We start from the raw sequence: 9,394 nt of genomic DNA, 5'->3' as shown, positions 1-9,394 counted from the left end.
GATAAATGCGGGTACTCCGCTTTCAGTATCGCCTTATCATCGGCGCCCAGCCAGCCGGATAACAGGGTGGCATACACGCTTTTGAAGTCCACCTGGTATTGCAGGTCCCCGTCTTTCAGGTTAAGCAGGTCCGGGCCGTTGTTGATAAGCCCCGGCTGTTTCAATCCGCCACCCACCAGGAACATGTTGTTGGCAGTGCCATGATCGGTGCCACCGCTGGCATTCTGACTAACCCTTCTCCCGAATTCAGAAAAAGTCATCACTACCACATCCTCAAAACGACGGTTGTTTTTCAGGTCATCCGTAAACACAGTCAACGCATCGCTCAGCTGACCAAACAGGCGTGCCTGCTGGTCCTGCTGGTTTACATGCGTATCAAAACTCCCGTGCGATACGTAATATACTTTCGTATTGATATCAGACATTACCAGGTTGGCAATGGTGCGCAGGTTCCTTCCCAGCTCTGTATTGGGATAAGGGGCAGAAGATTTATATGTTTTAAACTGTTGTTGGATATAGGCTGCGGAAGAAATAGTTTCACCCATGGTTTTATACAGGTAATCCGCATTATTGTGATGATCATTTCCGCTGGTATGCTGCTTTAAAAGCTCTGCAAAATATTTATCATTGCTGGTGCCGTAAAGCCTTGCAGGATCAGTCATTGCAAGCCCTTTGTCGTTATCGCCCTTTAAGGCCAGGCTGAGGGTATCGTCTATTTCCAGCGCCTGGGTAGGTTTATCGCATCCCTTGCATTGCGCATCGAGGTAGCGGCCTATCCAGCCATCGGACCAGTATTCGTCCGACTGGCTGGCGGAATGCCAGATATCCATAGAACGGAAATGGGAACGGTCGGGGTTGGGGTAACCTACATTGTTCAGGATGCCCAACGCCCCGTCATCATACAAAGCCTTTAAGCCTTTCAGCGCGGGGTGGATCCCCAGCTCATCATTCAGTGAAAGGGCAGCCTCTCTTTTTATTCCCAGCGATGGGCGGGCTTTATAATAAATATCGTTACGATAGGGAATAACGGTATTCAATCCATCATTGCCACCAGACAATTGAATAATCACCAGCACCTTATTACCCGGGGGTACCAGGTGGCCTCTTTCCAGCGCTTTCAGGAACTTTGGCATCATCATCGCCGCAGAAGCCAGTGAGCCTACCTGTAAAAAACGGCGCCTGTTGAGAATCAGCATAGCATTACTTTTAGCGGTTAGTGGTTTAGCACAATTGATACTCCGGTGTGCTCATCACATCAATGGTTACTGTTTTGATATAGTTTTCCCGGCTGCTGCTGTCGGCGTATTTTTCCAGCAACGACCGGCTTACATTACCAGGCTGCTGTAATAAAACGCCGGCAATTTCGTCGGCTAATTTCTCCCTCGGCACTTTCTCAAAGCCAGCTACATAAGGATCCCAGTTTACGCTGGCGTTCACTTTTTTTGCGAATTGCCGTTTCAGGAAATCGTTGATCTGCAGGGTCATTTTATAGTTAGCGCCATCGCCCATTTCAGGGGTCAGCTCTTTAGGCTTCACATTAAAGGCCTGGGAATACAATATTACCTGGGGCACGCGTAGTCGGAACATGAGGCTGGAGCTATCGATCCAGCTCCGCCCACCAGGCCATCCGGCTACATTGGGCGGATAAAAAAGCAATTGTCCCAATACCCGCTGGAACAGTAACATCACTTCTTCCTTTTCAAAGGTCATGGGTATGGTTCTGCGAATGCCTGCCAGCAACTCCACGGGCGATTTAATCCGGTTGCCCACAATATTTGAATCGTAAAACCAATCGGCCATAAATATTTCCTTCACCAGGGATTTGATATTATAGCCCGCCTGGTAAAACTTTTCCGACAGTGCTGTAATCCGCTCCTCATCAGGGGTTTCAGATACGAAGTACTGGTATATTTTTGCGGTGATAAACCTGGCGGTATGCCGTTGCTCCAATAATATTTTCAGTACATCATCTCCATTAAAATTCCCTTGTTTCCCCAGGAAATTTTTCAGGCCATCATCATGCTGTTTCTCCCTGAAAACAAAAGTGCCTGTTTCATCAAAGCCCCAGCCTGTAAAGGCTCTCGCGGCCTCTTTCACATCCTGTTCTGAATAATTGCCCCTTCCCATGGTGAATAACTCCATTACTTCGCGGGCAAAGTTTTCGTTGGGATGTTGTTTGCGGTTCTGTTGATTATTGAGAAACTGCAGCATGGCCGGGCTTTTGGACACTGCGCTGAGCAGATCGCCAAAGTTGCCGAGGGCGTTTTCACGAATTACCGACAACAGCTGCTGGTTGAATAATACATTTTGGGTACGGCAGGCAAAATGGCCATGCCAGAAAAGGCTCATCTTTTCCCGGAGTGGATGTTCACTGTGCACCATCGCATTTACCCATGATACATTCAGGTCTTTAATGCCGTCGTCATTCATTTTCCGCACTGCCTTCTTTTCCTCAGGTGTCATTGATTTCTGCTTCCTGTAATCCGGAAGGTCATCTGCTGCTACCACATCTACGGAAGTAACTGACGCTCTTGCAGGCCCGATAAGTACTTTATTCACAATTTTTTCCCGCCTTTTGCTTTCCCAGTGGGAGATCACAGGGAGGGTTTCTCCGAAGCCAGCGCGCCAGGCGAGATGTTGCATCTGAATTTTACGGGCAACTTCAGCCATAAGCATTTATTTGTAGTGAGACTATCAAATGCAGACCGGGTTTAACCGGTTATGTCGGGTAACGCAGGAAATTCACCGGGAACGTTTGCTTAACGGAACCGCCATACTGTTTCCTTTCTCAATCGAGCGGCAGGGTCAGCAACACATCTGTTTTCAGCGGAATCGCCATACCTGGTAACTGCTTCCTTTCTCGAAAACGTCCTGCTCCAGCGGCAGGGTAAGAAATGCGTCTGCTTTCAGCAAACTGGCCAGGTCGCCCGAGCCCTGGTAGGGCTGTGGTATGGCCAGCAACAAGCCATTGGATTGCGATTGCAATTTTACCGGCAAATAATATTCCAACGCCGCATCAAATATCACCTTTTCAGACAGCTGTGCGTAACAGGGCTCCGGCAATGCTGCGCCCATAGCGGATTGTATCCATGCGTGCACATACCGGTAAAAACACATGAACCCTGATACCGGGTTGCCTGGCAAGGCAAACACAACAGGGCCATTTTTGAAAGTGCCAAACAGGAAAGGCTTCCCGGGCCGCTGTTGTACCTTATGAAATACCTGCTGCATGCCAAGCTGTTCCAGTACCATTGGCAGGAAATCATATTTACCGGCGCTTACAGCGCCTGAGCTGATCCATATGTCTGTTTCTTTCAGCAAGGGCAGGAGCTGGTCCTTCATGGCTGCTTCATCGTCCGGCAAATGCACATAACGGGCAGTGATGCCCAGTTGTGCCAGCGATGCGAGCAGGCTGTAAATATTGGAAATACGCACCTGGTGGGGCTCCGGTGTTTCATGCACTGCCACCAGTTCATTCCCGGTGGCAATCACCGCCACCCTGGGCAGTTTGCTTACTTCTACCGTGGTTTGCCCTACCGTAGCCAGTACGCCGGCTTCTGCAGGGCCTATAAGCGTGCCGGGCTTTATCAGCGTAGTACCTGTATCCACATCTGACCCTTTTTTATGAATATTCTGCCCTTTCTTTACGGCTCCATGTACCGTAAAACGGCGGAACCCTTCATGTTCTGAAGGCGTGAGATGCTCATACTGGATCACGGTATCTGTCATTTCCGGCAACACGGCGCCGGTCATCACCTCTATACAGTTGGCAGTGTTGGAAAGCTGCAGCTGCGGTGAGCCCGCAGCCTGTATATCTTCCACCCCAAAAATATGCTGACCGCGGGCAAAACTGTCGTAGTTAACAGCAATGCCATCCATGGTTACCCGGTCAAATGGCGGAAAGGGCCTGTCGGCCAGTACAGGCTCCCGCAAAATACGGCCGGCAGCAGATTCAAAAGGCACCGTTTCGGTACCCAGGTCCCGCACAGTTTGCATCACAGCCTTAAATGCAGCAGCAACAGTCAACATCATTTTGAATTACTTTTGTATAAAGTGAACTTGTTTAAATTTATGATTTTATGTCCAATGAATCAAGTAATGCTTTTTCACACCTGAACGAAAGCGGACAGCCTGCCATGGTAGACATCAGCGGCAAACTGGACACTTATCGTATAGCCGTTGCCGAGAGCCGTGTATACCTGCCGCAGGTGATACGCGACCAGTTTCACGGACAGGATATTCAAACTCGCAAGGGTGGCGTATTCCAAACCGCTATCATTGCCGGCATCATGGCGGCAAAAAAAACACCGGAGCTCATCCCGCTTTGCCATACCCTGCTGCTGGATGGCTGTGATGTACAGATACATTTGGAAGAAGATGAAGCGGTGATCCGCTGCACTGTAAAAACCAACGGGAAAACAGGCGTGGAAATGGAAGCCCTTACCGGCGCCAGCGTAGCGGCACTTACCATTTATGATATGTGCAAAGCCCTTACCCAGGATATGATCATCCGGGAAACAAAACTCATCAGCAAAACAGGTGGTAAACATGACTATACCCGGTAACAACGCGCCACTAAAAGGACTGGTGCTCTGCGGTGGATTCAGTACCCGCATGCAGGAAGATAAAAGCAACATCAGTTATCATGGTATGCCTCAATGGCAATACCTCGTTACTTTATTACAATCACTGCTGCCGGAAGTATATATTTCCTGCCGGAAAGAACAGCAGGCAGATTTTGATGGTTACCCGCACCTGGTGCCCGATTCAGTGCCTTTTGGCGGACCATCGGCCGGACTGCTGAGCGCACATGCGCTGCAACCGGAAACCGCCTGGCTGGTGATTGCCTGCGATCTTCCCCTGCTCAGCAAACAAAGCCTTGAACTGCTCATCGCCTCCCGCGATGCCGGCAAAGCGGCTACCACCTTTGTAAGCCCGGTAAATAACTTACCGGAACCGCTGATCTCCATCTGGGAGCCCACGGGGTTAAATGCGTTAAAGGAAAACGTGATGGCCGGAAAGAATTGCCCGCGCAAAACCATGCTGAATACAGATATCGCACTCTTCAACAATCCGTATGCTGAAGAACAGTTTAATGCCAACACTCCCGAAGAAAAGGCGGAAGCGCTGAAAGACCTGGAGAAGTAAGCCGGCACAGAATTGCTAACCGGTAAATAAGTTTAAATGCTGAAGATGTAGATCCCTGGGTGCAAATGCTGCTCCGGGCTATACGATTTCCCCATCTGCAAAAAATTCCTTTTTCCAGATAGGAACGGTTTCCTTGAGGGTATCTATTGCAAATTCACAGGCATCAAAAGCGACTCCCCTGTGTGCAGAAGCCACCGCTATTACCACTGCAATATCACCGGGATATTTATCGCCAACCGCGTGGAGCATGGCCAGGCGCTGTACATCCCACTTTTCCGCTACCTGTGCCGCTATTTTCTGCATTTCAGAAATAGCCATCGCCTCATAACATTCATAAAATAATTTCAATACCGGCCGTTCCTTAGTGTGATTGCGCACGGTGCCGGAAAAGATCACTTCCCCGCCGCATTCCGGCGCATGAATGAAGTCCAGCGCTTCCTGCACGGTAATGGTATCTTTAATATCTATTAATATTTCCATCTTTTAAATACTAAAACTAAAAACAATACTCAACCTCCACTCACCGGCGGGATCACTGCAATCTCATCCTCGCTGCTTATTACCTGTGTATCAGCCGCATAGGTCCGGTTTACCGCTATCATTACGGACCGGAGCTGCTGCAACGAAGGATACACTTCGAACAACCAGGCCTTCAGGGCGGCTACATCTGTAATATGTTCCGGTTTGTTGATCACCGGTACACCGGCAATATCTTTGGCCGCTCCGAACAATAATATACCCATACTCCGTAAATTGTTGGTTAAAACTACAATATAGCCCCGATAAAGTAGTAATTTTAATACGGCAGAAAATCAATTTTATGAAAATAAGGTTAAGAGGCAACAGTATAAGATACCGCCTGGATAAAGCAGATGTGGAACTCCTGGAAACTACCGGGAAAGTGGAATCAATAACCCATATAGGCGCTGGTACCCTTCATTTCTGCCTCCGGGGAAAGGAGATTTCTGATCCTGTTATAAAAATGGAGCACGATGGCGTACACCTGCTGCTCCCGGTTTCCCGTCTTGCTGCCTGGTACGCACCCGACCAGGTAGGCTTTGAACTGGTGCTGCCCAATGCCGATGGCTCGGAGCTAAACATCCTGGTGGAGAAAGATTTTAAATGTCTTACAGACAGAAATGAGGACGACAGCCAGGCATTCGACAATCCGATGGCCGGCAAAAACTGCTGATAGCAATGCTCACAGATGCACATCACCGTATTATAGACTACGTACGCCTGTCGGTAACAGACCGGTGCAATCTCCGTTGTACCTACTGCATGCCGGAAAACATGCATTTTGTGCAACGTAAGGCATTACTTACCGATAACGAAATTCTTCAACTGCTACAAACACTTGCCGCCGCAGGTATTTCCAAAATAAGGATCACCGGCGGAGAGCCCTTTCTCCGCCCGGGTTTAATGAACCTGCTGGAAAAAATAAAAGCGATTCCCGGTATCAGGGAAATTGCCATTACTACCAACGGCGTGTTAACACAGGCATATATTCCTGCATTGCAGCAACTGGGCGTCACACATATTAACCTGAGCCTGGATACCTTACAGGCCGGCCGCTTTCATCAGATTACCCGCCGTAACCGGTTTCCTGCTGTAATGGATACACTGGAAAGCCTGCTGTTGCACAATATGCAGGTAAAGATCAATACAGTGGTGATGGAAAATGTGAACACAGATGAATTAAGCGCGTTTACGGAGCTTACACGCAATAACGCATTATCAGTAAGGTTTATTGAAGAAATGCCTTTCAACGGCCAGGGGCACGCATTTTCAGGAATTGAATGGAACTATCACAAGATCCTTGCTGCTATCGGAAACGACTATACGCTGGAGAAAATAACAGATGCGCCTCATTCCACATCGCTCAACTATCATATTCCCGGCCATAAAGGCAATATAGGGGTTATCCCTGCTTACAGCCGTACTTTTTGCGGCACCTGCAATCGTCTTCGTATATCCGCCACCGGTAATATGAAAACATGCCTGTATGGTAATGATGTATTGAATGTAAAAGAGATATTGAGAGATGAAGACCGGCAACATCTTCTGCTACCAGCCATACAATCGGCCATCCACGCGCGTTTTGCCGATGGCTTCGAAGCAGAGCAGCATCACACAGAAAAAAATATGGAGAGCATGTCGGTGATAGGCGGATAAGCAACACCTGCATTCCATATTCTTATAATCGCTACTTCAGCAGCATTTGCACACCTGCATACAGTATCAGCAAAGCCGTTGCGCCTGCAACCCAGCGGGGATTCAACACCTTTGCGCTCAGCCGCGCACCAATCTGGCCGCCCGCAATAACCGCCAGCAGCAAAGGCCCGGCAAATTTCACATCAAACACAATAGCATGTTTTGCCGCCTGACCGCATAAGCCCGCAATGGAATTTACCAGGATAAAAAAACTGCTTAACCCGGCAATATTCTTAGCGGTATCATATTTACCTAACCGCAATACAGGGGAAAGATAGATGCCTCCGCCAATACCGGTCATACCGGAAAGCAAGCCTATACCACCGCCAATAACGCCATAGGCAATACCATTTCCCTTATTGGCGGGAATGATAGGCTCTTCCTTTTCAAAAAATAAACGGTAACACATCAATAGCGCCGCCAGTGTAAGCGCAAGCCCCAGCAACAGGAAAAAGGTAGCCTGTTTCATAGGCAGGTAACTACCAATAAAAGCCAGGGGCACACTTACCAGCGATAACTGCCATGCCTTTTTCATAGGCAGGTGACCACTCCTGTAAAAATGATAAACACCTCCGCTCACCACGGCTACATTACATAACAGAGCAGTGGATTTCATCAGCTGGAAATCTACCATCCATAAGGGAAGCGATAAGATGGCGAGATAACTGGAACCGCCGCCGAACCCGGCTGCTGAATAGGCCAGCGCCACTATAAAAAAGAGGATACAGAGTTCAGGGATCACAGTTAATAAGTTTGCATCTGGTGATCAATAGCACTGGCCCAGGCATGAATACCGCCTTCTATATTGTATACGCGGTTATAGCCTAGTTCTGTTAACCGCTGGGCTACGGCCCGGCTTCGCATACCATGATGACAAAGCACCGCTACCGGTACATCGTCCGGGATGGCAGCTACCTGCTGTAATACGCGCCCCATGGGAATATGCACGGACTTAGGAATATGGCAGATCTCCCATTCATCTTCTTCCCTCACATCCAGTAACATAAAAGGCAGATCACGTTGCAGCCAGTCGTTTAACTGCTGTACGGATAATGACTGTACCCCTTCCAGTTCACACACCGTTTGCCGGTAGTTTTCCTGCAGGGATGTAATTTGCCGGTTGGCTGTTACAGGGGTGATATTAAAAGTAAGATGGGTATTGTTCAGGGTGTCAATCGTCATCAACTGGTTGCGCAACGGTGTGCCGATGCCGGTAATTACTTTCACCGTTTCATTGGCCATGTAACATCCGATGATACCAGGCAATACACCCAGCACGCCAATGTCGTTACAGTTAAGCATTTCACCGCTTTCCGGCGCTTCAGGGAAAATACAACGGTAGGTGGCGCCCTCCTGGTAATTAAATACGCTCAGTTGTCCTTCGTATTTATAGATAGCGCCATATACCAGCGGTTTGCCGGTAATTACACAGGCGTCGTTCACCAGGTAGCGGGTACCGAAGTTATCAGATCCATCTACAATGACATCATATCTACTGAAAAGTTCCAGGGCATTATCAGTGGTGAGCCAGGTATCATGTATGATATGGGTTATCTCCGGGTTCAGCTGCTGCAACCGTTTTACGGCCTGCTCAATTTTGGATTTGCCCTGGTCGGCGGTAGTATATAGCACCTGCCGCTGCAGGTTGGTGATGGAAACAACATCATGTTCCACGATGCCAATGGTCCCGATCCCCATTGCAGTGAGGTATTGCAACACCGGTACTCCCAGGCCGCCTGCGCCAATTACCAGCACTTTTGCCTGCTGCAGTAATGCCTGTTTTGCGGGGCCAAATCCTTCCAGTCTCGTTTGCCTGTCATATCTGTCCATACTGCTTCATTTAGACCCTAAAATTAATTGTATTCGGCGAGATTGTGTAAACCTATATCAGGGGGTCACGTCCTGAAATAGGTTTACACCTAAAAAGGTGTAAATATGCAAAAATCAAACATTTTAGGTCGAAAGAAACAATCAGGGTTCCGCTCCCCGCATGACGTATCCTTTATGATTAAGGTGGCCAACTACTATTCAG

11 protein-coding genes are annotated in these 9,394 nt (G+C 48.6%); 4 read left to right on the top strand and 7 right to left on the bottom strand.

Annotation, left to right across the window (positions count from 1 at the left end):
- From VIM72_RS20405 to VIM72_RS20395, 3 genes are all read right to left on the bottom strand, one after another.
- Positions 1 to 1,196: DUF1501 domain-containing protein (locus VIM72_RS20405; RefSeq protein ID WP_332004673.1), on the bottom strand; the 1,196-nt coding region annotated here is incomplete at its 3' end.
- A 25-nt stretch (positions 1,197 to 1,221) separates the two neighbouring features.
- Positions 1,222 to 2,670, bottom strand: a complete 1,449-nt coding sequence (locus tag VIM72_RS20400) for a DUF1800 domain-containing protein (RefSeq protein WP_332004672.1) — start codon at positions 2,668 to 2,670, stop codon at positions 1,222 to 1,224.
- Between the two features lie 153 nt (positions 2,671 to 2,823).
- The gene (locus VIM72_RS20395; protein WP_332004671.1) at positions 2,824 to 4,032 is read right to left on the bottom strand and encodes a molybdopterin molybdotransferase MoeA; all 1,209 of its coding nucleotides are present in this window, start codon (positions 4,030 to 4,032) and stop codon (positions 2,824 to 2,826) included.
- 47 nt (positions 4,033 to 4,079) lie between these two features.
- Between VIM72_RS20395 and moaC the strand changes: the two genes are divergently transcribed.
- Both moaC and VIM72_RS20385 read left to right on the top strand, forming a co-directional pair.
- Positions 4,080 to 4,565: a cyclic pyranopterin monophosphate synthase MoaC gene (gene moaC / locus VIM72_RS20390; RefSeq protein WP_332004670.1), complete on the top strand. Its 486-nt coding sequence runs from the start codon at positions 4,080 to 4,082 to the stop codon at positions 4,563 to 4,565.
- Positions 4,549 to 5,148, top strand: a complete 600-nt coding sequence (locus VIM72_RS20385; protein WP_332004669.1) for an NTP transferase domain-containing protein — start codon at positions 4,549 to 4,551, stop codon at positions 5,146 to 5,148. Before moaC ends, VIM72_RS20385 begins: the two co-directional genes overlap by 17 nt.
- Before the next feature lie 78 nt (positions 5,149 to 5,226).
- On the opposite strand, the gene VIM72_RS20380 is transcribed toward VIM72_RS20385, so the two are convergent.
- Positions 5,227 to 5,628 carry a molybdenum cofactor biosynthesis protein MoaE gene (locus tag VIM72_RS20380; RefSeq protein WP_332004668.1) on the bottom strand — a complete coding sequence of 134 codons (402 nt, stop codon included), beginning with the start codon at positions 5,626 to 5,628 and terminating at the stop codon, positions 5,227 to 5,229.
- 29 nt (positions 5,629 to 5,657) lie between these two features.
- A complete protein-coding gene (gene moaD, locus VIM72_RS20375) occupies positions 5,658 to 5,891 on the bottom strand; it encodes a molybdopterin converting factor subunit 1 (protein WP_332004667.1) in 234 nt (77 codons plus the stop codon).
- A 77-nt stretch (positions 5,892 to 5,968) separates the two neighbouring features.
- On the opposite strand from moaD, the gene VIM72_RS20370 reads away from it, so the two are divergent.
- Positions 5,969 to 6,340, top strand: coding sequence for a DUF7009 family protein (locus VIM72_RS20370; protein ID WP_332004666.1), 372 nt, complete (start codon positions 5,969 to 5,971; stop codon positions 6,338 to 6,340).
- A 5-nt stretch (positions 6,341 to 6,345) separates the two neighbouring features.
- Positions 6,346 to 7,323, top strand: coding sequence for a GTP 3',8-cyclase MoaA (gene moaA, locus VIM72_RS20365; protein WP_332004665.1), 978 nt, complete (start codon positions 6,346 to 6,348; stop codon positions 7,321 to 7,323).
- Between the two features lie 31 nt (positions 7,324 to 7,354).
- Here moaA and VIM72_RS20360 read toward each other — a convergent pair whose 3' ends face one another.
- Positions 7,355 to 8,104 carry a sulfite exporter TauE/SafE family protein gene (locus VIM72_RS20360; protein WP_332004664.1) on the bottom strand — a complete coding sequence of 250 codons (750 nt, stop codon included), beginning with the start codon at positions 8,102 to 8,104 and terminating at the stop codon, positions 7,355 to 7,357.
- 2 nt (positions 8,105 to 8,106) lie between these two features.
- Positions 8,107 to 9,192, bottom strand: a complete 1,086-nt coding sequence (locus tag VIM72_RS20355; protein ID WP_332004662.1) for a HesA/MoeB/ThiF family protein — start codon at positions 9,190 to 9,192, stop codon at positions 8,107 to 8,109.
- Between the last annotated feature and the right edge of the window lie 202 nt (positions 9,193 to 9,394).

Source organism: Chitinophaga sp. (assembly GCF_036569185.1).
In the GTDB taxonomy this organism is placed as follows: Bacteria; Bacteroidota; Bacteroidia; order Chitinophagales; family Chitinophagaceae; genus Chitinophaga.
This window is presented reverse-complemented; position numbering and strand designations above follow the sequence as displayed.

Excerpts from the sequence above, each read along its gene's own strand:
- VIM72_RS20400 (WP_332004672.1), bottom strand. The coding sequence starts at position 2,670 with ATGGCTGAAGTTGCCCGTAAAATTCAGATGCAACATCTCGCCTGGCGC.
- VIM72_RS20395 (WP_332004671.1), bottom strand. The coding sequence starts at position 4,032 with ATGATGTTGACTGTTGCTGCTGCATTTAAGGCTGTGATGCAAACTGTG.
- moaC (WP_332004670.1), top strand. The coding sequence starts at position 4,080 with ATGTCCAATGAATCAAGTAATGCTTTTTCACACCTGAACGAAAGCGGA.
- VIM72_RS20385 (WP_332004669.1), top strand. The coding sequence starts at position 4,549 with ATGACTATACCCGGTAACAACGCGCCACTAAAAGGACTGGTGCTCTGC.
- VIM72_RS20380 (WP_332004668.1), bottom strand. The coding sequence starts at position 5,628 with ATGGAAATATTAATAGATATTAAAGATACCATTACCGTGCAGGAAGCG.
- moaD (WP_332004667.1), bottom strand. The coding sequence starts at position 5,891 with ATGGGTATATTATTGTTCGGAGCGGCCAAAGATATTGCCGGTGTACCG.
- VIM72_RS20370 (WP_332004666.1), top strand. The coding sequence starts at position 5,969 with ATGAAAATAAGGTTAAGAGGCAACAGTATAAGATACCGCCTGGATAAA.
- moaA (WP_332004665.1), top strand. The coding sequence starts at position 6,346 with ATGCTCACAGATGCACATCACCGTATTATAGACTACGTACGCCTGTCG.
- VIM72_RS20355 (WP_332004662.1), bottom strand. The coding sequence starts at position 9,192 with ATGGACAGATATGACAGGCAAACGAGACTGGAAGGATTTGGCCCCGCA.